The 24,404-nt window shown below is 66.6% G+C and carries 15 protein-coding genes; 2 read left to right on the forward strand and 13 right to left on the reverse strand.

Annotated features, from left to right (window positions below):
• Window positions 1-58 precede the first annotated feature (58 nt).
• Window positions 59-2,506 (forward strand): TonB-dependent receptor, encoded by a 2,448-nt coding sequence (locus ACE3N9_RS15515; RefSeq protein WP_374285185.1) that lies wholly within the window; start codon window positions 59-61, stop codon window positions 2,504-2,506.
• Window positions 2,507-2,579: 73 nt separating this feature from the next.
• Here ACE3N9_RS15515 and ACE3N9_RS15520 read toward each other — a convergent pair whose 3' ends face one another.
• The 6 genes from ACE3N9_RS15520 to ACE3N9_RS15545 all read right to left on the reverse strand — a co-directional run bounded on the left by ACE3N9_RS15520 (window position 2,580) and on the right by ACE3N9_RS15545 (window position 13,827).
• Complete coding sequence (locus ACE3N9_RS15520) at window positions 2,580-4,256, reverse strand: alkaline phosphatase (RefSeq protein ID WP_374285187.1); 1,677 nt, start codon at window positions 4,254-4,256, stop codon at window positions 2,580-2,582.
• 119 nt (window positions 4,257-4,375) lie between these two features.
• Entirely contained in the window at window positions 4,376-6,640 is a 2,265-nt protein-coding gene (locus ACE3N9_RS15525; protein WP_374285189.1) for a TonB-dependent receptor, read from the reverse strand.
• Window positions 6,641-6,823: 183 nt separating this feature from the next.
• Window positions 6,824-8,557 carry a gamma-glutamyltransferase gene (ggt, locus tag ACE3N9_RS15530; RefSeq protein ID WP_374285191.1) on the reverse strand — a complete coding sequence of 578 codons (1,734 nt, stop codon included), beginning with the start codon at window positions 8,555-8,557 and terminating at the stop codon, window positions 6,824-6,826.
• Window positions 8,554-9,816, reverse strand: coding sequence for an FAD-dependent oxidoreductase (locus tag ACE3N9_RS15535; RefSeq protein WP_374285194.1), 1,263 nt, complete (start codon window positions 9,814-9,816; stop codon window positions 8,554-8,556). Before ACE3N9_RS15535 ends, ggt begins: the two co-directional genes overlap by 4 nt.
• Before the next feature lie 83 nt (window positions 9,817-9,899).
• Window positions 9,900-10,805, reverse strand: a complete 906-nt coding sequence (locus tag ACE3N9_RS15540) for a LysR family transcriptional regulator (protein ID WP_374285196.1) — start codon at window positions 10,803-10,805, stop codon at window positions 9,900-9,902.
• A gap of 43 nt (window positions 10,806-10,848) precedes the next feature.
• The gene (locus tag ACE3N9_RS15545) at window positions 10,849-13,827 is read right to left on the reverse strand and encodes a TonB-dependent receptor domain-containing protein (RefSeq protein ID WP_374285198.1); all 2,979 of its coding nucleotides are present in this window, start codon (window positions 13,825-13,827) and stop codon (window positions 10,849-10,851) included.
• A gap of 325 nt (window positions 13,828-14,152) precedes the next feature.
• Here ACE3N9_RS15545 and ACE3N9_RS15550 point away from each other — a divergent pair, with 325 nt between their 5' ends.
• Window positions 14,153-15,700, forward strand: a complete 1,548-nt coding sequence (locus ACE3N9_RS15550) for an amidohydrolase family protein (protein ID WP_374285200.1) — start codon at window positions 14,153-14,155, stop codon at window positions 15,698-15,700.
• A gap of 41 nt (window positions 15,701-15,741) precedes the next feature.
• Here ACE3N9_RS15550 and ACE3N9_RS15555 read toward each other — a convergent pair whose 3' ends face one another.
• From ACE3N9_RS15555 to ACE3N9_RS15585, 7 genes are all read right to left on the reverse strand, one after another.
• Complete coding sequence (locus tag ACE3N9_RS15555; RefSeq protein WP_374285202.1) at window positions 15,742-15,987, reverse strand: acyl carrier protein; 246 nt, start codon at window positions 15,985-15,987, stop codon at window positions 15,742-15,744.
• Window positions 15,984-17,159: a dihydrolipoamide acetyltransferase family protein gene (locus ACE3N9_RS15560; RefSeq protein WP_374285204.1), complete on the reverse strand. Its 1,176-nt coding sequence runs from the start codon at window positions 17,157-17,159 to the stop codon at window positions 15,984-15,986. The genes ACE3N9_RS15555 and ACE3N9_RS15560 overlap by 4 nt, the downstream gene beginning before the upstream one ends.
• On the reverse strand, window positions 17,156-18,148 hold the full coding sequence (locus ACE3N9_RS15565) for an alpha-ketoacid dehydrogenase subunit beta (protein WP_374285206.1): 993 nt from the start codon (window positions 18,146-18,148) through the stop codon (window positions 17,156-17,158). The genes ACE3N9_RS15560 and ACE3N9_RS15565 overlap by 4 nt, the downstream gene beginning before the upstream one ends.
• Window positions 18,145-19,131 (reverse strand): pyruvate dehydrogenase (acetyl-transferring) E1 component subunit alpha, encoded by a 987-nt coding sequence (gene pdhA / locus ACE3N9_RS15570; protein WP_374285208.1) that lies wholly within the window; start codon window positions 19,129-19,131, stop codon window positions 18,145-18,147. Before pdhA ends, ACE3N9_RS15565 begins: the two co-directional genes overlap by 4 nt.
• Entirely contained in the window at window positions 19,128-20,903 is a 1,776-nt protein-coding gene (acsA, locus tag ACE3N9_RS15575) for an acetate--CoA ligase (RefSeq protein ID WP_374285209.1), read from the reverse strand. The genes pdhA and acsA overlap by 4 nt, the downstream gene beginning before the upstream one ends.
• A gap of 54 nt (window positions 20,904-20,957) precedes the next feature.
• Complete coding sequence (locus tag ACE3N9_RS15580) at window positions 20,958-21,407, reverse strand: host attachment family protein (protein WP_374285211.1); 450 nt, start codon at window positions 21,405-21,407, stop codon at window positions 20,958-20,960.
• Between the two features lie 647 nt (window positions 21,408-22,054).
• Window positions 22,055-23,824 carry a tetratricopeptide repeat protein gene (locus ACE3N9_RS15585; RefSeq protein ID WP_374285213.1) on the reverse strand — a complete coding sequence of 590 codons (1,770 nt, stop codon included), beginning with the start codon at window positions 23,822-23,824 and terminating at the stop codon, window positions 22,055-22,057.
• Between the last annotated feature and the right edge of the window lie 580 nt (window positions 23,825-24,404).

Genomic DNA, 24,404 nt, shown 5'->3' on the forward strand with positions numbered 1-24,404 from the left:
CCGGTTGCACAGGTCCGAACAAGACTGGTTTGAACTGCAATTCGGGGAGGAATTGATCATGCGCCTTGTTACGCTTCACCGTCTGGCCGTGCTGGCATGCGGCGCTTCGGCGCTGGCCTGGGGCGGGCCCGCCATGGCCGCTGAAGGCGACCCCGCGACCGGCGACGAAACCGATATCATCGTCACCGCCACCCGCGATGCCCGCAGCCTGCAGGACGTGGCCATGCAGGTGAACGTCGCCAGCGGTGAACAGATCGAGAAGCTGAACCTGTTCGACGTCAAGGACATCTCCCAGCTCGCCCCCGGGCTTGACCTCAACAACAACGATCCGCGCAAGAACACCACCACGCTGCGCGGCATCTCGTTCGACCCCGACCAGGGCACCACCCCCGCGGTCGAGGTCTATTACAACGAAGTGCCGGCCGATGCGCAGACGGTCTATACCGCGATGTACGACATCGCCCAGATCGAAGTGCTGCGCGGGCCGCAGGGCCTGCTGCGCGGGCTGTCCGCCCCGGCCGGATCGATCACCATCGCCACTCGCAAGCCCGGGTTCGATGGCATCGACGGTTATGCCCAGGCCAGCTTTACCGACCGGGCCGGCGTGAACGTGCAGGGCGGGATGACCCTGCCGCTGTCCGATACCCTGTCGGTGCGCGTTGCGGGGCTGTATGACGGCAACCGCGTCAACCACGTGCGCAACCTGACGCAGGGGGGCGAGCGCGGCCGCAACAACACCAGCAGCGGCCGGATTACCCTGGGGTTCAAGCCGAACGCCGATTTTTCGGCCTATCTCAGCTACCAGTACCTTTATTCGGACGCCAATACCAACCAGCAGGTGATCGGGACGGGGAACACGCCGCAGCGCGTCTATGCCGAACTGTTTGGCACGCCGCAGATATTCCTGCCGACTTCGTTCGGCGGCGGTCCGTTCGCGGTCAATCCGGCAGTGCGTTCGGGTCCGCCCCTGGCGGCCAATGACTATGCCGCGGTGACCGACGGCGGCTATCGTGTCCGCAACCGCACCCATATCGTCAACCTTTCGGCCGACTATGACCTAGGCCCGGCCACGCTGTCGTTCGTGGGCGCGCACCAGTACAGCAAGGTGGTGACCGACCGGGACCAGGACTTCGGCAACTCTGTCCCGGGCTACAACAAGGCCAATCACGTCGAGGTCCCGAGCAAGTTCGACACGCAGGAACTGCGCCTTCAGTCGAACAACAAGGAAGGCCTGGGCTGGAGCGTCAGTGCGTTCCATTACAATCGCACCGGCGATGTCATCAACGACATTTCCAATGACCTGTTCGTCTACAACACCGATCCGGCCGGCTTCGTGAAGGCGCCGCTGGGGCCGGGTGGATCGTTCATCACCGTGCCGAACAAGCTGCCGCTGTTCGTTCACGTGGTGGTGCCGGTGCGGACCAACACCTGGTCGTTCGCCGGCAACCTGCGCTATAACAGCGGTCCGTTGCGGATCGAGGCGGGGCTGCGCTATTCGGTCCGCAAGAACAACCAGACCACCCAGATCACCACCACCGGCTTCCAGAACAGCGGGCCGAACGAGACGATTCCGGCCAACCTGCAGAAGACCACCAGCAAGCCGTGGACCGGCGGCGCCAACATCAGCTACGATCTGGCGCCGGACCTGGCGGTCTACGCGGCCTATGGCCATTCCTATCGCGCCGCGACGACCGGGGTATCGCTGCCGCAGGGGATCACGGCGGACCTGGTCCGCACCCAGCCGGAAAAGACCGATGCCTTCGAAGTGGGGGTGAAGGGCAAGCTGGCCGGCCGGATCAACTACAGCGTGGCTGGCTTCTACCAGAAGTTCGATGGCTATATCCGCCTCTTCGATCAGATCTACTGGAAGTCTGCCGCCGATCCGCAAGGGCAGGGCATCTTCGCCTTCAATTACAACGGCGATGCCGAAGTGAAGGGGATCGAAGCCTCGATCGACGGGCGCGCGACCGACAACTGGGACTTCGGCCTGAGCGCGTCCTACGCCCGGGCGCGCTACAAGAACGCGCTGCTGCCCTGCAATGACTATGCGGGCACCGGCACGCCCAACCAGAACGGCGCGCCCAAGGTCACCGGGACCGGCAATGTCAGCTATTGCACCAGCAACGGCCGCATTTCCGATACCCCCGATTTCGGCCTGACCGCGAACACCGAAATCCGCTTCCCGACCGGATCGCTGACCCCTTACGTTGCGGCGATGCTGTCATACCGGCCGGGGTTCTTCTCGCAGACGGTGCAGTACGACTATCAGTCGCGCACCCAGCTCAATGCCTTCGTCGGGGTGCGCGGGCCGGATGACAAGTGGTCGATCACCGCATTCGCCCGCAACCTGCTCAACCAGCAGCGGGTTACCAACATCTCGCTTGGCACCTGGGCGATCAATTCGATCCTGGCCGGGGTTGGTGGGGGCACCTACGATTCCGGTTACCGGACCGCGAACGTGACCAACCCCCGCGAATTCGGGGCCACGCTGGCGATCAAGTTCTAAGCCAGGCATCCTGATGCAAACGGGGGCCCCGGACCATTGTCCGGGGCCCCTGTCCTGTTCCGCCGGGGGCCGCTCAGCGGCTGCGGTCAAGCGCCAGGGCGGTGCCTGACCGGCTGATCCGCCATTGGCTGAGCACCGAGGTGTTCGCCTGCGGGCGCAGTACCGTGTCCACCGCCACGAAAGTGGCGCGGGCCGCATCGCGCCGCAGTTCCAGCCGCACGAAGCCCTGGTGCAGGTTGTCGGTCCACAGCACTTCGGGGTTGTGTTCGGCCAGCGCCGCGTCGAGTCGGCGCGCGGTGGCCGGATCGAACCCGCTTTCCACGAAATCGCCCGGCGAAGAGATCCCGGCGGTGCCCAGTTCGATCCCCACCGGCTGCCCGCTGGCATCGGCCAGGCGATTGGCCCAGAAGCTGTGGCTGTCGCCGGTCAGGAAGATCAGGTCATTGACCCCGGCGCTGCGGGCCTGGGCATAAAGCCGTTCGCGCGCCCATTCATAGCCGTCCCAGGTGTCGGTGTAGAAGGGCAGGTTCCACTTGCCCTTCCAGGCCAGGTCCTGCGCGGCGGGCAGGGGCTTGGCCTGCGTGGCCGGATCGGGGATCAGCCCCAGTGCGACCACATCGGGCACGCGGGTGCGGGCGATGGGCATGGGATTGCCGATCAGCCGCCACGGCTGGCCCAGCTCGCGCGAGCGGGCCCAGGCCTGGGCCAGATCCGCCTCCAGCTCGGGGGCGAGCATGGTACGGCCCGGCGCGCCGATCGCATCGCGCTCCATCGCGGCGGCATCGGCGAAGCTGGCGATGGTCTTGCGGTAGGGCTCGTAATCGATCTGCAGAGCCCGGGCGGTGTGGCGGGTTTCCAGGGTGGACAGGGTGGCCAGATCACCGAACGCCCAGGTCCGCCAGAACTGCATCCGACTGCGGCCGGGCACCGGCTCGCGCACCGGCATCCATTCGAAATAGGCCTGGATCGAGGCGGCGCGGCGCGCGGCCCAATCGCCTTCCTTGTCCGCCTGATGGTTCTGCGCCCCGCCGGTCCAGGGATTGTTGGCGCTTTCGTGATCGTCCCAGCAGGCCAGCAGCGGCTTGGCCGCGTGCATCGCCTGGGCGCCGGCGTCGGTCTTGTATTGGGCATGGCGGGTCCGGTAATCGGCCAGCGAGACGATCTCGTGCGCGGGCTGGTGGACCCGGCCGAGCCGCCGGGAAATGTCAGCGCCCCAGCCATCGGCGCCATATTCGTAGATGTAGTCGCCGGTGTGCAGCACGAAATCGACCGCCGGATCGCGCGCGATCGCGCCGTAGGCCGTGAAGTGGCCGAAGGCATAGTTGGAGCACGAGGCGAGCGCAATGCCCAGCCGGTCAAGCGCGCCGACCGGCAAGGTGCGGGTCTGGCCAACCGGCGAAACGGCGCCGCCCAGCCGGAAGCGGTAGAAATAGCGCCCGCCCGGCGCCAGTCCTTCGGCCAGCGGCTTGACGGTGAAATCGCGCTCCGGGCCGGTGGCGAAGGTGCCGCTGCGCACGATCCGCGCGAACCGCGCGTCGCTCGCCACTTCCCAGGTTACTTCGACCGGAGCGGCGGCCGTGACCCGCGTCCACAGCACCACGCTGGTGGCATCGGGATCGCCGCTGGCCACGCCGTGGCGAAACACCGGATCGACCGGCGCCGCGCCGCGCGCAGGCAAGGCCGCCAGGGCGGCCGTGGCCGACAGTGCGGCCAGGGTGGTGCGGCGGGAGACGGGCAAGTGGCTGGTCATCGTGCGATCCTGTCGGCGGAAGCTGGAGCTGGTATGGCATGGTTCGGGCCCGCACCGAAAAGAAAGGGGGGGCCGCGCCTTGGCGACCACCCCTTTCAGGGAGGGACCCCAAGTCAGGTTCAGAAGCCCACCTTGAGCGTGGCGAAGAACTGCTGCGGCGCGGCCACCAGCAGGGTCTGGCGATCCCCGCTGTTGCCGGTGCCGCCCGAGTTGATCGTGCCAAGGTAGCGCTTGTCCAGCAGGTTGGTGGCGTTGAGCTGGACTTCGATCGTGTCGGTCAGGCGGTAGCCGATCGACGCGTCGACGATCGCCCGGCCCGGCACCGACTGGTCGTTGGTATAGGTGAAGTAGCGCTTCGACATGTAGTTGACCCCGATCCGGCCGAACAGCGCCCCGCGATCGTAGCTCAGTTCACCGCGCAGCATGTGCTTGGGCGCATCGACCACCGTCTTGCCCTTGATCGCGGCGAGCAGCGTGCCCGACAGGTTGTACACGTCGTTGCGATAAGTCGCGTCGGTGTAGCTGTAGGACGCGAACAGGCCGAACCCGCCACCCAGCTTGAGATCGCCGACCGCTTCGAACCCGATCGAGCGCACCGCGCCGACGTTCTGCAGCACCGAGGGGCTGCCGACGATGCTGGGGCCGCTGGCGGCCGACAGCAGGCGGTCATGGAAGTTGACCAGGTAGGCACCGATCACGCCGTTGAACATCGGGCTATTGTAGCGCGCACCCACTTCATAGGTGTCCGAGGATTCGGGCTTCAGCGTACCGAGGATCCCGTTGAACCCGGTCTGGTTGGTCGAGAACGGCCCGGTGGTGGTGGCCGAAGCGAAGGCGCGGGTCGCCTGCGAGAAGCTGGCGAACATTTCCGTGTTGCCGCCCAGCGCCAGGTTCAGGCCAACGGTCGGCTGGAACCAGTCGGTCGCGTCGATCTTGCCCTGCGGGAAGCTGGCCGCAACCACGGCGGTGGCCTTGTTCTTCACCTGGAAGCCCTTCCAGCCCAGGTTGAGCTTGAGCTTGCCGAGGTCGATCCGGTCCTCGACGAAATACTGCAGCGTCTCGGTGTCGAAATCGAACTCCCACTGGGTGAAGAACGGGTTCGTCGGATAGCGGCGGAACGAGCGGCCCGCACTGGTCCGGCTGTCCAGGCCATAGAAGCGGCGCGCCTGGTTGAACTGGTTGGTTTCGTACCAGCCGCCGACCGACAGGGTGTTGATCCCGCGCTTCCAGTTGATCCGGCCGAACAGCCCGCCGCGATCGATCTTGTATTCGGTGGTGCGGATCGAGATCGGCACGCCGTTGGGGCTGGGGACATAGGGCGTGGCCCACAGGCCCATGCCGCGGTTGTGGTGGTAATAGGCGCGCAGCGCCATATCCAGCCCTTCGCCCAGTGGCGCCTTCAGGCCGATCGCGGCAACGGTGTCCTTGCGCAGGCCCGAAGCGTCGTAATAGGCATCGTCAACCGTCTTGATGTTGCCGGGATAGACTGTGCCGGCCGCCGCATTCGAATTCGGCGCGCCGGTTTCGCCGCGGTTGTTGCCGATGTCGGCAATGCGGATCGCCAGCGCATAATCGTCGGCGATGTTGTCCGCGCCATAGCCCAGCCGGCCCAGCATCTCGAGCGACATGTCCTGGTAGTCCTGCTCGCGGCGATCCGAATAGCTGAACCAGCCGTCCAGCACCGCTTCGCCCAGCGGCAGCACCGCCTTGGCGTTGATCATGTGCTGGTCCTGGGTGCCCTTGCCGCGATACTTGTCGGTCGCGCCGTAGCCATAGGACACGAAGCCGCGCAGGCCATCGGCGCTGCCGGCATTCAGACGCACGAAGCCGCGCATCGTGTTGTCGCTGCCATAGGTGCCGCTGGCCTGGCCGCCCAGCCGGTCGAGCGGATCCAGCGAGAAGGTTTCGACCGTGCCGCCCAGGTTGTTGGTCGATTGCGTGCCCAGTGCGCCGGCGCCCTGGGTAACGCGGACCGAGCCGATGTTTTCCGGGCTGATCACGCGGCTGATGTGCAGGCCGTTGTGGTTGCCATAGGTCATGTCGCCCAGCGGGATTCCGTCGAAATTGAAGCCCAGCTGGTTCTGGTTGAAGCTGCGGATGGTGACGCGGGTCGACCATTCGTAGTTGCCGAAGGCATCGGCCGACTGGACGTTGACGCTGGGCAGCTTCTCGATCGCGCGGATCGGGCTGGTGCCGGGCAGCATCACCGCGATGTCGCGCGCGCCGACTTCCTGGACCTGCTTGGTTTCGCCCCGGCCCAGCACGACGATTTCGGCTTCGCCCGAAGCCTCGGCGGCATCGGCCTCGGCAGCGGGTTCGGCGGCCAGTGCGGCCTGCGGCAGCAGGGCGGAAGAAGCAAGCAGGACGGCAATCAAGTTACGCATGGGACCCCCAATTCAGGTTTGGTTCGGGGGGCGGTTACGGGGTGCGTGTTACAGCCCGGTGCGATTCGTCTGATGCTTGATCGACACCGGCGCGACACCGCGTTGACAGCAGGGGCTGATCCGCGATCCGTGGGCCTTGGCGACTCTGCCTAATCGCGACTTGCTGCGGCTAGTCCCGGCAGTTCACGGCGCGACTGCCAGTGCGCCGGGCCGGCGCGGATCTGCTGCGCCGAGATAGAGTCCGCCGTCGATCAGGATCGACTGCGCGCTGCCCATGGTTTCGTCCGAAGTGATCGGGTGGCCCATCGCGCCGAGCAGCCGGACCGTGTCGGGGTTGAAATTGGGCTCCACCCGCAGTTTGTCGCTGGCGTCCTGGAAGATGCGCGGCTGGTGGGTCGCCTCCTCGACGTTCAGCTTGAAGTCGACGACGTTGACGATCACCTGCAGCACCGTGTCGATGATGGTGCTGCCGCCGGGCGTGCCGGTAATCAGCCAGGGCTTGCCGTCCTTCATCACGATGGTCGGCATCATGGTGGATAGCATCCGCTTGCCCGGCGCCATCGCGTTGGGCGGCAGCGGCTTGCCATCGGCCAGGGCCTTGGCCGCCTGGACGTGGCTGAAGTTGTTCATCTGGTTGTTGAGCAGGATGCCGGTTCCGGCAATCATCACGCCCGAGCCAAAGTCCGCGCCCAGCGTGTAGGTGGTGGACACCACCATGCCATTCGCGTCCGCCACCGAGAAATGCGTGGTCGACGGGCTTTCGAACCGCCAGGCATCGCCGGCGCCCAGCGCTTCTGCGGGCTTTGCCTGGTCGGGATCGATCAGCCTGGCGCGCTCCTGCGCATAGGATTTCGAGACGAAGCCGGACAGCGGAACCTTGGCGAAATCGGTGTCGCCCAGCACCTTGTAGCGATCGGCATAGCCCAGCTTCATCGTTTCCGAGAGCAGGTGCAGGGTCCTGGCCGAACCCAGTGCGCCGCTCTTGAGGTCGAAAGTTTCAAGGATGTTGAGCATGTTGAGCAGGGTGGCCCCGCCCGCGCTGGCCGGCGGGGCGGTGACGATGTCCAGCCCGCGATAGGTGCCGCGCAGCGGTTTGCGCTCCACCGCGCGGTAATCGGCCAGGTCCTGCAGCGTGATGATCCCGCCGTTCGCCTGCATGTCGGCGGCGAACTTTTCCGCGACCGGGCCCTTGTAGAACCCGTCCGCGCCGCGTTTGGCAATCTGCCCAAGCGTCCAGGCCAGGTCAGGCTGCTTCAGCACTTCGCCCGCGCGGTACAGCGCCCCATCCGGCTTGTAATAGGTGCCGCGCGCCGCCTTGCTGGTCGACAGCCGCTCCTTGCCCCAGCTGAACACGAAGGCTTCGTCCGGCGTCAGCGCCACGCCATCGCGCGCCAGGGCAATCGCCGGGGCCACCACCTGCGCCCAGGGCAACTTGCCAAAGCGTTTGTGCGCCATGAACAGCCCCGCGACCGTGCCCGGCACCGATGGCGCGATATAGCCCCGGCTGGCCGCGCCGGCTTCCTTGCCCTGGTTGTCGAGGAACATCGGCAGGGTCGCCGCCTTGGGCGCGACCGAGCGGAAATCGAAGAAGATGTCCTGCCCGCTCTGGCCGTCATGGACCAGCATGAACCCGTCGCCGCCGATATTGCCGGCGCGCGGCAGGGTGACCGCCAGGGCAAAGCCCATCGCCACCGCCGCATCCACCGCGTTGCCGCCGCGCCGGATCACGTCCGCGCCGACCCGGCTGGCGATGGCGTTCTGCGAAACGACCATGCCCTTTTCCCCGACCACCGGCGAATGGATGCTGGGGTATTCGAGCAGCTGCTTCTTCTGCGCGGCCAGCGGCGTGGCCAGCATGGCCGCCAGGCCGATGGCCAGCATGGCCTTGCGCATGATCCCGAACAGCCCCTGCATCATGCAACCTTCTCCATTATCACCTTGGCCAGCCGCTCGGCCGAGCCCATCGCATGGGTCCAGCCCAGCATGCCATGGCCGATGTTGATCGAACAGCGCGCCGATACCCGTTCGATCCGCGGCAGGCAGTTGGCCGTCATCGGCCTGATCCCCGCCCATCCGGGGCCGATCCGGTCATAGTCCGCCACATCGGGCAGGCTGGCCTGCGCGCCGCGCCGCAGCCGCTCAAGCGCCGCTGGATCGACCGCGGCCGACCTCGCGCCGATTTCCGCCAGGCCCGCCACGCGAACCTTGTTGCCCAGGCGGCACAGCACGATCTTGCGCGCGACATCGGTCACGCTGACGCGCAGTTCGGCCGGGCCGGCCGGCGCGGTGAACGAATAGCCTTTCATCGGCATCAGCACCCCGCGCAGGCCGAACCGCCGTGCCAGCCCCGCCGCGCCGATGCCTGCGCAAATGACGATCCGGTCCGCCGCGATCCGCTCGCCCGTGCTGGTTTCTACCCAGGCCTCGCCGTGTTCCTCGCCCAGGTCCTGCACCGTGGTGCCCAGACGCAGCACTGTGCCATAGTCCGCCGCCAGCAGCGCGGCCAGTTGGGTGCAGAACTGGTGCGGATCGCCCACTTCGTCGCCGGGCGTGTAGATGGCCCCGGCGAAGGGGCCATGGCCGGCCAGCGCGGGTTCCAGCTGCACGGCTTCGGCCGGGGTCAGCACCTCCTGCCGGGCGCCCAGCGCCACTTTGGCGGTCACCATCCGGCGCGCCGAGGCCAGGCTTTCGGCGTTGGCGTGAAGGTGCAGCTTGCCCGCCGCCGCATGGCTGAAATCGAGCGAGTGGCGTTCCAGCAGTGCATGCATCGCGGTCTGCGATTCCAGCCCCAGCCGCAGGGCCGCCAGGGTGTTGGCCATGAACCGGCTGGCGCTGGTGTTGCGCAGGAACCGCAGCAACCAGATCAGATGATCGGGATCGAGCGACGGCTTGAAGCGAACCGCTGGATCGAGCCCCAGCAGCACCGCCGGCACATGGCGCAGCAAGGCCGGGCTGGCCAGCGCATCGCTGTAGGCATAACTGAGCTGCGCGCCGTTCGCGAACGAGGCTTCACAGCCCGGCGCCTCGCGGCTTTCGATCACCGTCACGGCGAGGCCCCGGCGGGCGAGGGCATAGGCGCTCGCCAGGCCGACCACGCCGGCGCCGATCACGATCGCCGACCGCGCCGGGCCGCGCGCCGCCTGGCTCGCCAGTTCGCCATGGTTGGACCGTGTCATGAGCATCGCGCCAGACTAGGCGGCGGGCCGATCGTGGCAAGCCGGACCGCCGAACCAAGTTGGGTCTTGCCCATAGCTTGCGGTTATGTCCGCAGCGGCCGCTGCACGTCCGCGCGCAAGGCCGCCTTGACCTGCTCAACCAGGCGTCCCGCCAGTTTCGACAGCGGGCGATCCTCGAGCCAGGCGGCGTGGACTCCGAATTCCAGCGGCGGGGCGAGGGGGATGACCTCGATCTGTGGGGTGGCCGTCGCCCGGGCGGTGAACTCGTCGACGATCGCCACGCCCGACCCTTTGCGCACCAGCGCGGCGGCGACGTAATAGGTATCGACCGCGGCGACTTCGCGCAGTTCGACCTGCGCACCGGCATGGGCCGCCGCCACGATCGCCCCGATCGGCCCGCTGCTCGACACGCCGATCAACTCGCACCCGGCAAGGTCGGTCATGGCCACGCTGTCCCGGCTTTTTTCGAACCGGCCGCGCGGGGCAATCAGCACCAGCCTGCCGGTGGCCAGCTTGCGCAGGGTCAGGCGGGGATGGGCCGGGGGATCATAACCGAAGGCGATGTCGCATTCCCGTTCGTAGAGCGAACGCAGCACGTCGCTGTGGTGAAGGGTCTTGAGGTCGAAAGTGACTTCCGGATGGCGCAGGCGGAAGTCGGCAATCGCCTGGGGCAGCACTTCCAGACCGAGCGCCGGGACAATGCCGATGCGCAAGTGCCCGGCACCCGAATTGCGCAGGTTGTTGGCGGTCTGCTGCAACGAGGTGACACGGTGGAACACCTCGTCAACCTCGCGGAACAGGGCGTGGGCCTCGTCGGTTGGCACCAGCCGTCCGCGCACCAGATCGAACAGGCGGATGCCCAGCTGGCTCTCGGTATGGCGCAAAACCTTGCTGACCGCCGGTTGCGAGACGTTGAGTGCCCGCGCCGCCGCACTGATCGAGCCGTTGGCGTAAACCGCGTGGAAAATCTCGATCTGCCTCAGCCGCATGGGGGCAGCCTATCGCGGCCTAGCCCATGCGGCCAGATGCAGGTCAAAATTCCTTCGACAGTTCGAAGTAGATGAACCGCCCGGTCGGATCGGCCAGCGCACCGTTGAAGCCATAGTTCGACGATGTCAGCGGCGGCGCCTTGTCGAACAGGTTGCGCGCGCCGACCTTGAAGCGGGTTCCGGCCAGCGCCCCGGCGTCCTTGGGCACGCGGTACTGGACGTAGCCGCCCACCGTGGTGAAGCTGGGCACTTCATAGAACGACCCGTTGACCAGCGCCGTGCCGGTATCGAACACCGATCCGACGTAGTTGACCTGCACGCCCGCGCTGAACCCGCCGGCGCGCCACGTCATGTTGCCATTCAGGCGCCACTGCGGGTTGCCGTTCTGCCGGACCTGGTCGCCGGCCTGGGTGATGTTGATCCCGGTGCCCAGCTTGCCCGCGGCATTGGCCGCGATCAGCGTGGCCTGGAGGTCCGACGCGGTCTGCTGCCACTTGATCAGCTTGGATGCGACCAGATCGAAGCTGAAGCGGCCCAGCGGCGTCTTGCCGGTTTCGAGGCTCAGCGCAAAGTCGATCCCGCGCAGCTTGCGCGGGCCAAGGTTGAAATAGTCATCCTTGACGTAGGAGATGTCGCCAACCACCTGCGTGCCGACCGGGGCGAGGCGGACCACGTTGGCGTTGGTCCGGCCGCTCAGCCGTTCAAGATAGTCGAACAGGATCTGGTTCTGCGCCCCCTGCAGGCCGATCACGCCCATTTCGTTGAGCGCCCAGTAATCGACCGTCAGAGTGATATTGCGGTGCGGCTGGAACACCACCCCGGCCGAGATCGTTTCGGCATCTTCGGGCTTCAGGTTCTGGTTGCCCGACCGCACTTCCAGCGTGCTCACCCCGGTGCAGGTGGTGGCGTTGATCCGGCACTGTGCCCAGTCGGTCCGGGTGTTGGCCACCTGCGTTCCGGCGCTGTAGAACTGCGCCAGGTTGGGCGCACGGTAGCTTTGCGACCAGGACGAGCGGAACTTCAGCGCGTCGAACACCGACCAGACGCCGGCCACCTTGGGTTTCAGCACGTTGCCGAAATCCGAATAATGCTCGTCACGGGCCGCCAGTTGCAGGTCGAGCGACTGGATCAGCGGCACGTTCATGTCATCGGAAATGACCGGCACCGCCAGTTCGATGAAGGCCGCCGCCACGGTGCGGTGCGCCTTCACGTCGGGCGCGGGGCTCGCCCCCATGATGTCGGTGCCGTAAGTGATGCCGGTGACGATGTCCTTGTAGGTGATCGTCCCGTCAAGCCGCGCGTCGCGGTCATCCTGGTAGGTTTCGCGGCGCAGTTCCACACCGCTGGCAAAACCGACCCCGCCGCCCGGCAGCTGCAGCAGCGAGGGGTTGGAAATGCGCGCGTCCCAGGTTGCGAGCGAGGTCTTGCCGAGGCGGTGCACCCCGACCAGGAAGGAATCGATCGTTGCCGCCGAATTGGCCGTGGCATCGCCCAGCGAATAGCTGGTCTGGGTGCCGCCGTTGAACGGGTTGTAGGCATCGGGGGTCGAACGCGCCAGCGCCTGCTGGAACAGGGTGTTGCTGATCGCGTTTTTGGTGAAGTCGTCGGTCTTCGCCCAGGAATAGGTCGCGGCGCTTTCCCACTTGAAGTTACCAAAGCTGCCGCGCAGGCCCAGCAGGCCGCGCACCATGTTGTCGGTCACCTGGAACACGCGCGGACCGGTATCGACCGGGCGGTAGGTGGTGATGCGCAGCGGCAGGCCCGTGGTCGGCACCCCGGTCAGCCCGGTCAGCCGGTTGGGATTGGCCACCCCGCCAAAGGTGGTCGGCCCGAACGGGTTCCAGTAATTGCTCGCCGGGACCGAGATCACGGCGCTGGAAATCGGTGCGGATTGTTCGCGCTGCCCTTCCAGCTTGGCGTGGTAATAGCCCGCCTCGCCGAACAGTTCGACCCCGCCCAGGTCCTGCTTGAAGGTGCCGAACAGGTTGATCCGGTCCAGCCCGCCGCGGATCGTGCGATCCGGGTTCTCGTCGTAGCGCAGCACGCGGTCGGTCGCGCCGGTGATCGTGCCGGACCGCAGGCACAGGTTGCCGTTGATCACGGTGCTGGAACAACCCGCCGCCGTGTTGGACGTGGGTTCGATGTGGAACACGCCGGAACTGGTCAGCGTGGCCGTGCCCTGGCGCACGGTCGTCACCGGGATGGTGGTGAAGCTGCCCCACGGCGACGAGGTCGAGCGGTTGTCGAACCCGGTGTCGCCTTCCCACGGCGTGCCGACCAGCGCGGCCATGTGGTTTTCGCTGGCCGAGAACGGGCGTTCAGTGGCCAGCAGCGGGGTGCGGTGGGTGTAGCTGCCGAACAGCAGGAAATGTCCGCCCGACTTGGTCTTGACCCCGGCCTTGCCGGCAATCGTCGTTTCGCTGGTGCCATCGGCAAAGCCATAGCGCCCGTCGAACTTGATCCCGGTGTAGCGATCGTCGAGCACGACGTTGACCACGCCCGCTACCGCGTCCGCGCCATAGATCGCCGCTGCGCCGTCGCGCAGCACTTCCATCCGTCGGACCGCGCCGATCGGGATGGAGTTGGTGTTGGCGGTCTGCACCGGCACGAAATTCTCGGTCTGGGTGCCCGGCGTCAGGATCATGCGGCGGCCGTTGATCAGCACCAGCGTGTTGCCGGTGCCAACGCTGCGCAGGTTGATCGACGCATTGTCGCCGCGCGCATCGTTGAGGTTGCCGGTCGTCCGCGATTCCTGGAACTGGACGTCACCGGCCTGCGGGATCGAGCGGAACAGGTCATCGCCCGAAACGCTGCCAGTCGCGGCGATCAGATCCTCGCCCACCACGGTAACCGGTAGCGCGCCGGCAATCTTGGCGCTTTCGATCCGGCTGCCCACCACCGTGATTTCCCGGTCCTGCCCGGCATCTTCGGCGCCCGGCGCATATGCCCCGGCGGTCTGGGCAAGGGCAACTTGCGGAACGGCGATGAAGGCGGATGCACCGGCAAGAAGCACTGCACGCATGGCTGTGACGGACATCTTCATACGCTATTCCCCCTGAATCGAGACCGTTTGGTTCGCAAGTGCGACTGTTTTGCAGCAAATGTGTCGCGGCGATAGCGGCTCTCATTACAAATTTGTGACGCGTGCATAGCATTGGGTTATGGACTGCGGCGCGAATGACTCGATTTCCGGCGATGGACATCGTGCGCAGCTGCGGTGGGATGTCGCGATCCGGCATCTGGGATTGCCCCGAGCGGCGCATGGATGCGATAGCCTCGTGAACTGAAGGCCGGCAGGGGGAACGATGCGCATTCGATCGATTGCTTTGGGCATTGCTCTGCCCGTCTTGGCCCTCGCTTCGGCCAGCGGCGCGGACGCTCCGCCCGCCGCAGGCCCGGCGGACTATGACGTCCTGATCCGTGGCGGCACGGTCTATACCGGCGATGCTCCGCCCTTTGTCGGCGACGTCGCGGTCAAGGGTGATCGCATCGCTTACGTTGGCCCCAGGGCTGCCGGCAGCGCGGCGCGATCGATCGATGCCAGCGGGATGATCGTCGCGCCGGGGTTTATCGATCCGCACACCCATGCGGATAGCGCGCTGCGCTCGGACAATCCGGTGGCGCGTCTGGTCTTGCCGTTTCTGACCCAGGGGGTGACCACCGCGTTCATCGGGGTCGACGGATACGGCAGCGCGGATGTTGCCCAGACCCTCGATCGCGGCCGCGATACCGGGATCAACTATGCCACCTATGTCGGGTTCGGGGCCGTACGCACCGCTGTGATCGGCAATGCCCAGCGTGCGCCCGATGCGCCCGAGCTGACCCGGATGCAGGGGCTTGTCGCGACCGCGATGTGCCAGGGCGCGCTGGGTCTTTCGACGGGCCTGTTCTATGCGCCGCAAAGCTTTGCGCGGCAGGATGAAGTGATCAGCCTGGCCAGGATCGCAGGGGCGGCGGGCGGCATTTACGACAGCCATCTGCGCGACGAATCCAGCTATTCGATCGGCTTGCTGGGCGCAGTCGATGAAGCGATCGCGATCGGCCAGGAGGCGAGGATTCCCGTCCATATCGCCCACATCAAGGCGCTGGGCGTCGATGTGCAGGGCAAGGCCCCCCAGGTGATCGCGCGGATCGAGGCCGCCCGCGCCAAGGGGCAGGTGGTCACCGCCGACCAGTATCCATGGGCGGCATCGGGCACGGGCCTGTCCGCCGCGCTGATCCCGCGCTGGGCGCAGGATGGCGGACGCGCGGCCATGCTCAGCCGGTTCGCGGACGCGCAGATGTCGGCCAGGCTGCGCTCCGAAGCGTTGGAAAACCTGCGCCGGCGGGGCGGAGCAGAGGCTATCCTGATCACCGTCGGTCCTGACTGGGCGCAAGGCAAGACGCTGGCGCAGCTGGCGCGGGAACGCTCGGTCGATCCGGTTTCGGCGGCGATCGAGTTGCTCAAGGTCGCGGAAGTCAGCATCGCCTCGTTCAACCAGGACGAAGGCGATATCGCGGCCTTCATGCAGCGGGACTGGGTCGTCACCAGCAGCGATGCCTCGCAAGGGCACCCGCGCTACTACGCCTCGTTTTCGCGCAAGTATGCAACCTATGTGCGCGAGCGCGGGGTGATCGACCTGCGCACTTTCATCGCCTCCAGCACCATCCGCACGGCGCGGATGTTCGACCTTGCCGGCCGGGGCGAACTGCGCAGCGGCAATTTTGCCGATGTCGTGGTGTTCGACCCGGTCCGCTTCGCCCCCCGTGCGGACTATACGCACCCGGCACGGTTCGGCACCGGCATGATCGCCGTAATCGTCAATGGCCAGATCGCGATCGAGCATGGACGGCCGACCGGCGAGGCTGCCGGGCGCCCGCTCGAACGACAGCCGCGAACCGCCGCGTGCCCATGATTGCCGGTCAATGGCGCGGGCGATGAGACGCTGGTCATGAGCTATTCCCTGCCTGCGCTCAGATAGTTTCGGACACCGGCGAGCGTGAACAGCTTGCGATAGTCGGCTTCGGGAATGTCGACCCCGGTCGCCTGATGCAGGGCAGCGATGAAGTTCAGGAAGTCCATCGAATCGAGGTCCAGCACTTCGCGCAATGCGTCATCATCCCCCAGTGCGGCGAAGTCGGCCTCTGGCGCGATCCCGCTGAGAATGTCGATGGCAAGGCTGCGGATAGCATCGGGGGTCACAGCTGTTCGGGCTCCTGCAGGGCGTTCTCAAGGGCAGACAGCAGCAGGCCGCCCGCATGGCCATCGCTGGCGCGGTGGTCGGCGGCGAGCGAGACTTCGACCAGCGGGCGCACAGCGATCTGGCCATCAACCACCCAGGGCCGCTCCCGCACCCGGCCGAAGCCGAGGATGGCGACTTGCGGTGGGTAGATCACGCCGGTCACGGCATCGGCCCCGCGCTCGCCCAGGCTGGTGATCGTGGCGGTGGCGTCCATCAGCTCGGAACTGCGCAATCCGCCGGTCCGGGCGCGGGCGACGAGATCGCGCAGCCGGGCCATCAGGTCGGGCAGGGCAAGGCGGTCCACATCGTGGATCGCGGGTGCAACCAGCCCGCCGCCGCGCAGCGAGATCGCCCAGCCGATGTGCACGCCGGCTGCCGGCTGGAAACCGTCTCCTTGCCAGAAGCCGTTGAGCCCCGGCACCTTGCGCAGCGCCAGCGCCGCTGCCTTGAGCATCAGGACGGCTGGCAGCATCCGCTGATCCGGCGGGCGGGGGGCATTGTAGGCCGCCAGCCAGTCGAGCGCGGCGCCCATGTCGATGGTGCTCGACAGGTAGTAGTGGGGAACCTCGCGCTTCGAGCGCGTCATCGCAGCGGCAATGGCGCGGCGCATTTCCGCCGGATCGAACCCGCCCTGCCGCGCCGGGCGTTGGGCAGGCGCAGGCTTGGCACCCGCCATCCGCGCCAGTTCGACATCGGCATAGCTGACCGCGCCATCGACCCCGGTTCCCGGCAAGGTTTCCGGGGCGATGCCGAGTTCGGCGGCCCGGCGCCGCGCGGCGGGCGAGACTTTCACCCGACCGGTTGAAGGGGTGGGAGTGTTCGGTGGCGGGGCTGGCAGTGGGGGGTGCTGCTGGGGCGGCGGCGGTGCTGGCGGGGGCGGCGGGGCGGCAGCGCCCCGGGCCGGGCTGATCCGGGCCAGCAGGCCCCCCACCGGCACTGTGTCGCCCTCTGCCGCAACCAGTTCAGCCACTATGCCTTCGGTGAAAATCTCGACGTCGATCGCCCCCTTCTGGGTTTCGACGACGGCGACGATGTCGCCGCGATGGACTTCCTGCCCCGGCCTGACCAGCCACTTGACCACCTCGGCGCTTTCCATGTCGGCACCGAGCGAGGGCATGGTGAAGTCGGTCATCGCGGCCGCACCAGCCCGCGTGCCGCCGCGACAATATCGGGCACCTGCGGCAGGGCAGCTTCCTCAAGGTGGGCGGCATAAGGCACGGGCACTTCGCGCGCACAAATCCGGCGGATCGGCGCGTCGAGTTCGAAGAACAGGTCCTCGGCCAGCCGCGCCGCGATCTCGGCCGACAGCGAGCCGCTTTTCCAGCCTTCATCGACGATCACGCAGCGCCGGGTGCGGGTGACGCTGGCGAAGATCGTTTTCGTGTCCAGCGGGCGCAGCACGCGCAGGTCGATCACTTCCCCCTGGATACCTTCGCTGGCAAGCTCCTCGGCGGCGGCCAAGGCCTTGGGCAGGCTGTTGCCATAAGTCAGGATCGTCAGGTCGCGCCCTTCGCGCCGCACCCTGGCCGAGTGGATGTCGACTGCGGTCACCACAGGGTCCAGTTCGCCTTCGGCGTTGTAGAGCACGACGTGTTCGAAGATCAGCACCGGGTTGGGATCGTCTAGGGCGGCGGCGAGCATGAAGCGCGCGTCCTGCACCGTGCCGGGGGCCAGCACTCTCAGGCCGGGAATGTGGGCATACCAGCCTTCCAGGCTGTGCGAATGCTGGGCGGCCAGTTGCCGCCCGCCGCCGGTCGCCATGCGGATCACCAGCGGCACGGCGAACTGCCCGCCCGACATGTGCGGGATGGTGGCGGCATTGTTCATGATCTGGTCGAGCGCGAGCAGGCTGAAATTGCAGGTCATCAGTTCGACGATCGGGCGCAGCCCGGCCATCGCCGCGCCCACGCCCGCCCCGGCGATCACGCTTTCGGCCAGCGGGGTGTCGCGCACGCGGTCAGCCCCGAATTCCTCGAGCAGGCCCTTGGTGACAGCATAGCAGCCGCCATAAAGCCCCACGTCCTCACCCATGATGAAGCAGCGCGGATCGCGCAGCAACGCGTCACGGATCGCCTGGCGGCACGCCTCGCGATAGGTCATCCGGATCGGCGGCTGGTTCATTGCGGCTCCGCGTCCATGGTGACGAAGCGTTCGAGGTCGGTCAACGGCTCAAGCGTTCCGGCCTCGGCAAAGGTCACGGCCGCCGCGATCTCGGCCTGGATGTCCGCTTCAATTCCCGCCAGTTCGGCCTCGGACATGAGGTGCGCTTCGATCAGCCATTCCCGCAGGCGCGGGATCGGGTCGCGCTGCTTCCAGCGTTCCACTTCCTCTTTCGTGCGGTATTGCTGGGCATCGAACATCGAGTGGGCGCGAAAGCGATAGGTCCGGCATTCAAGGAAGCGCGGCCCTTCGCCCGCCCGGATCGCCTCGACCGCCCGCCGCACCGCGAGTTCGACTGCAACGGGGTTCATCCCGTCGACCTGCTCGGCCGGAATGCCATAGCCGGCGGCCTTGCGGAACACCTCGGTTTCGGCCTCGGCGAGGTCAAGCGGCACGCCCATGGCATAGAGGTTGTTCTCGCAAATGAAGAGCACCGGCAGGTTCCACAGCGCGGCGAGGTTCAGGCTTTCGTGGAACTCGCCTTCGCCTGCCGCCCCTTCGCCGAAGAAGCAGGCGGTCACGGCGCCGGGGCGCAGCTGCCGGTCGGCCAGCGCGGTCCCCACCGCCAGCGGCAGGCCGCCGCCAACGATGGCATTGCCGCCCAGGAAGCGTGTCGTCCGGTCGAACAGGTGCATCGATCCGCCCCGGCCCCGGCTGCATCCTTCGGCCTTGCCGAACATCTCGGCCATGATCGGCCCCATGCCCACCCCGCGCGCCAGCGCATGGCCGTGATCGCGGTAAGTGGACACCACGGCATCGCGTTCGTCGAGCGCCTGCATCACGCCCACGGCCACGGCTTCCTGCCCGTCGTAGAGGTGCAGGAACCCGCGGATCTTCTGCGCCTGATAGAGTTCGGCGCACTTCGCCTCGAAGTGGCGGATGCGCAGCATTTCGCGCAGCAGGCACTGGCCGTGGGCGCGGCCCAGCGTCAGTTTCCCGGTCATGCGCCGCCGCTTTCCAGTGTCGAGGTGTCGCCTTCCGGCAGGCCCAGTTCGCGCGCCTTGAGCAACCGCCGCATGATCTTGCCCGATCGCGTGCGCGGTAGCGTCTCGCAGAAGTCGATTTCCTTGGGCGCGACCGCCGCGCCCAGTCGCTTGCGGGCATGGCCCAGGATGTCGCGGCGCGTGGCCTCGTCGGCGGCATGGCCGGGGCGCAGGATGACGAAGGCCTTGACCAGTTCGCCGACGATGGGATCCGGTTTGCCAATTACCGCCGCCTCGGCCACGGCGGGGTGTTCCATCAGCGCGCTTTCGACCTCGAAGGGGCCGATCAGGTGTCCGGCGGACTTGATCACGTCGTCCGCCCGCCCGACGAACCAGAAATACCCCTCGGCATCGCGCATGGCGAGGTCGCCGGTCAGGTACCAGTCGCCGGAAAAGCATTTGCGATAGCGTTCGTCCTCGTTGAGGTAGCCGCGCATCATCGAGGGCCAGCCCTTGCACAGCGCCAGTTCGCCTTCGACCAGCGGCTCAGTTACCGGCTCGATGCTGCCGTCCGCGCGGCGGTGGACGATGGCTGCCTCGATGCCGGGGAGCGGCATGCCCATCGAGCCGGGCTTGATGTCGAGCGCCGCGAAATTGGCGATCATGATGCCGCCGGTCTCGGTCTGCCACCAGTTGTCGTGAAAGGGGAGCCCCAGGGCGTCCATGCCCCAGGTCACGGCCTCCGGGTTGAGCGGCTCGCCGACGCTGGCCATGAAACGCAGGGCGGTGAGGTCGCGGCCTTTCGCCGCATCGCCCCCCTGCCGCATCATCATCCGGATCGCGGTAGGGGCGGTGTACCAGACGGTGACGCGCTCTTGCTCCAGCACCTCGAACCACAGTTCGGCATCGAATTCGGCTTCGACCACCAGGCTGGTCACGCCGTTGGTCAGCGGCGCGATGATACCATAGCTGGTCCCCGTAACCCAGCCGGGATCGGCGGTGCACCAGAACACGTCGTCCTCATGCAGGTCGAGCGCGTAGCGGCCCGTCACGTGATGGGCGACGACGGCCTGATGGACATGGATGGCGCCCTTGGGCCGGCCGGTGGTGCCGCTGGTGAAGTGCAGCAGGGCCATGTCTTCGGGGTCGGTCAGGCCGATGGCGTAGTGCGGCGAGGCTGGAGCGACGAGCCGGGCCCAGTCGTGCAGGCCGGGGCCTTCGGGGGCGTCATCACCTACCAGGATGATATGGGCCAGCCCCGGCAGCTGGTCGCGGATGCCCGCCACCTTGTGCGCGTAGAGCGCGGGCGTCGTCACCAGCACCCGCGCATCGCCAAGCTGCATGCGCATGGCGATGGGTTCGGGGCCAAAGGCCGAAAACAGCGGCGTCACCGCGCAGCGCGACTTGAGCGCCCCCAGCACCGCGATGTGGAGTTCTGGCAGGCGCCCCATCAGCACGAACACCCGCTCCCCGGGGCGGACGCCCAGCGAGGCGAGGGCATTGGCAAAGCGGTTCGTCTCGCCGCGAAGGTCCGCATAGGTCAGGTCGCGCCGTTCCCCCGCCTTGCCGATCCAGCGCAGCGCCAGCTTCCCGGAGAGCGGTCCTGCCGCATGGCGATCAACCGCTTCATGGGCGATGTTCAGGCCCTTGCCGCCGGGCAGCCCGCCGAGCAGGGCGCGCGCCTTGTCCCAGCTGAAGTCGGCGCATTCACGCGCATAGTCGAGCAGATGTGGCGGCGGGTTGAGCCTTTCCCGATCCTTCTGGATGATCCGGCCAGTATGCCGGCCTGCCATGCCCGCCATGCTTCCCCTCCCGTCAGGGCGCGATGATCGCCTGCGCCTGAAGCATCACGCCTCGCCCTCAGCCGCCAGGATCTGTGCGATCTCATCGACCGGATGCTTGGTCAGATCCTTCGGGATTTCGGCAACCACGCGGGAAATGACCGAATGGCCGAAGCTCGTGCGCAGCTTGGCAAGCGTCCGCGCCGGGGCGACGACGATCAGTTCCTCGAAATCCCCGGCATCGGCCAGGGTGCCAAGGTCCTGCGCGACCCGCGCGGTGAAACGATCTTCCTCGATCTGGTGCCAGTCGGTCTGCTGCATCGCGCTGCGGGCGGTGCCAGAGCTCGAAAACGCGCGGCCGGGCGCGCCGCTCCCATGTTCGCGCGTGGCCGGGTTTTCCTTCTCGCCGCCACCTTCATAGGCAAGGGTGACAGAGCGAAAATCGCCATGATTGCGCAGCAACAGATACTTCATGCCATCGGCAACCAGGACCAGTGCATTGTGCCGGATGTTCATGAGCAAACCCCTCGCCAGTCCTTACGGACAGTTTCCCCGGCCCGGCATCCATCGGCGAGTCGGTGCTGCCCGGTGCCAGCCTATTCGATCGCGATCCGTTCCGCTTTATCGGGATTTTGCTTAGGTGGTGTTCGGGTGGACGGGGCCTTACAAGCTGGTTTGCTGCGCTAATTTAGCGTCTGCGCAGGTGCAGCCAAACTGCGGGAACCCAGTGCCGCAGGACGCTGAGCGGCTTCAGGCTCTCGCGCTTTCGCCCGGAGACGGGATATGAATGCACGGGGAAAAGGCAGGCAATCGCTGTCCGAACTGTCGGGCCTGCCGCGTGCTCACGCGGAAAACCTCCCCGACCCTGATGGACCGGACTTTGCCGATGCGTTCGATAACTTTGCCGCCGCGCTGCTCATCACACCCATCCGCCAGAACAGCTTGCGGGCCGCGTGGTGGTGGCGGTTCCGGTTGCTGCTGCCGATACCCTGCGCGAGCTCAGGGCCCTATGCGACGAAGTGGTGTGTCCTACCCATGCCACGCCGTTGGCGCCGATTACCGCGACTTTGATCAGACCACTGACGCGGAGGTCATCCAATTGCTCGGCGAAGGGAAGCAACGGTCGCCGTAGCTGCGGGGGGGCAACTCGGCGCGCGGCACATTCACAGTCTTTCCATCTGCGGCCAGTTCTGCTCGCCAAGCCACACCTTGGAGAAGGCGCGCCGCGCGGCAGCCGCTTCAAGCTTGTTGCCGCGGGCGGCCTCACTGCGCGCCAGGCCGAACAGGGCCCAGCCGTTGCGGGGTGACTGCACCAGCGCTTCACGAAACACCTGGCTCGCCTCGTCATGCCGACCTGCAAGGAACAAGGCGGCGCCAAGCGACTGGCGCACCGGGTAATACCAGTAGGGCGGTTCCTGGTACGGAATCTTGCTCTCGATGCCGACCGCCTTGCGATAGTGCGCTATCGCTTCATCATGGCGCCCGGACAGGACGGCAAGCCGCCCGCGCGCGACAGCCTGGGCGAGTGCCAGCAGATCGTGGACGGGCATGCCCTGCGCCACCATGGCGTCGAGCGCTGGTGCTTTGGCAAGAGTGTCGATCTCTTGCATTTCAGCGTCGAATGCCGCCCCGTCCTGCCTGACGGCATGGGCAACCGAGCGGGCATAGTGCCACATCGCCCGGGCGTAGGGCAGGCGCGCATCGGGTGCGGGCAGGGCCAGGATGTCTTCGGGCGCGGCAAACTGCGCCATCGCGAAAAACGGTGCCGCATCGATTGCCTGGATCCAGGCGATCTTCGCCGACGTTTCGGGGGAAAGTATCGTCCGCAGGCGCTGCGCTTCGCGAATTGCAGTGGCCATATCGCCCGCCATCTGCGCCGAGGTGACGATGAAGTGGATGTTGTGCGGATAGTATCCGTAGCGCACCAATCCACTGTCGCCGGCCGTGCGAAGATAGGCTTCGTCTGCGCGGGCAGCCGCTACATTCACCCGCATGGAGTCCGCGTAGCGCCCCCGTGCATAGAAGATATGCCCCGGCATGTGGACCAGGTGCGCGGCACTTGGCGCGATTGGACGGGCCAGGCGATCGGCCGCGCCTTCGGCGCGCTGCGGGTCGCTCGCCTCCAGCAAGTGAATGGCCAGATGCCCCGCCTGGACGTGGGATGGATTGCGCGCGAGGACCGCTTCAACCAGTCGCAACGCTGCTCCGCTCAGTCCGATCGGTGTTTTCCTGTCAGGCTCCCAATAGTTCCAGGGGGTGGTGTCCATGGCGGCTTCTGCTGCAAGTACCGCCACATCGTCATCAGCCGGGAAACGATGTGCAACTTTCAGCATCGCGTCCGCGTAGGCCGCATCTAGCACGGCCCGGTCCGCCGCCGGATCGCGTGAATATCGCAGCGCGACAGCCTCGATCAGCGCGCGCTCAAGCGGAGACGCCTTGAACCGCAGCGCCATGGCACGATCCATTGCCGTGAGCGCGGCATCCCGGTCGCGGTCGTCCATTGGTGCATTGATATTGGGACCTAATGCGAGCGCTTCTCCCCACCAGCACATGGCGCAGTTCGGATCGAGGCGCTGCGCCTGGCGGAACGAGCGGACTGCGCCCGAGTGGTTGAAACCATAGTTGAGCAACAGGCCCTGGCTGAAATAGCGGCGCGCCTGGTTGTTGCCGGTCGTGACCGGAAATGGCGAGTTCGCCAGGTCGGGATAGAGCGGCATGGACGCCGCTTCGCTTATCGGCGCAGCCTGCGCCGATGCGATCAGCAACTGCGCTGTCAGTACCGAGCCGACCCGTTGCCCGCCGCAAACCGTCTCGGCCGCCCGGACAGGATCGAGGGCGGCAAGTTCTGCATCCGTAAACCGGGTTTCAACCGAAAAGCTGCCGGTGGTCAAACCGATGCCGACAAGCGCGAGGTGCTTCAGTGGGTGGCTCATGCAATGCCCCCTTTGGTCCGGTAACCACGATAGGCCCGCACGCCAAAGCTATCATGCTCATCTGCCGACTGCAAATTGGCTCCGAGACCCTGGACACCCAGTGTGCTGCGACTGCCGCGGGTTCGCTGCGCTGGCCACGGCATCTTCGACCACTCGAAATTGGCGGCCGTCACATTGTCGATGGGTGGCTTTCGACAGGTCTGAACCGGAGCAGAAATGGCCCCTCGGCCAGCGGCTGCGCAGCCCCCTTTCGCCTGATATCGGCAGGACGTTCATTTGAATGGTACTGACGTGGTTTAGTGACTGGTGATTGCCTCGCGATCAAATCTGCTTGGCGCAGCACTCGCCATTCCCAGCATCGGACAAAGCAACGCGCACGCGAGTGGCATTGATATCCGCGCGTTCCGACATTCCGGCAGGGGTCGAAGTCTCGGTATGTTAAGAGTTAATTCTATTCCACGGTCACCGATTTGGCCAGGTTGCGCGGCTGGTCGACGTCGGTGCCTTTCACGCAGGCGACGTGATAGGCCAGCAGTTGCACCGGCACGGCATAGACCAGCGGCGCGATCAGCGGGTGGAC

The sequence above is a fragment of the Novosphingobium sp. genome (assembly GCF_041905565.1).
Lineage (GTDB): Bacteria > Pseudomonadota > Alphaproteobacteria > Sphingomonadales > Sphingomonadaceae > Novosphingobium.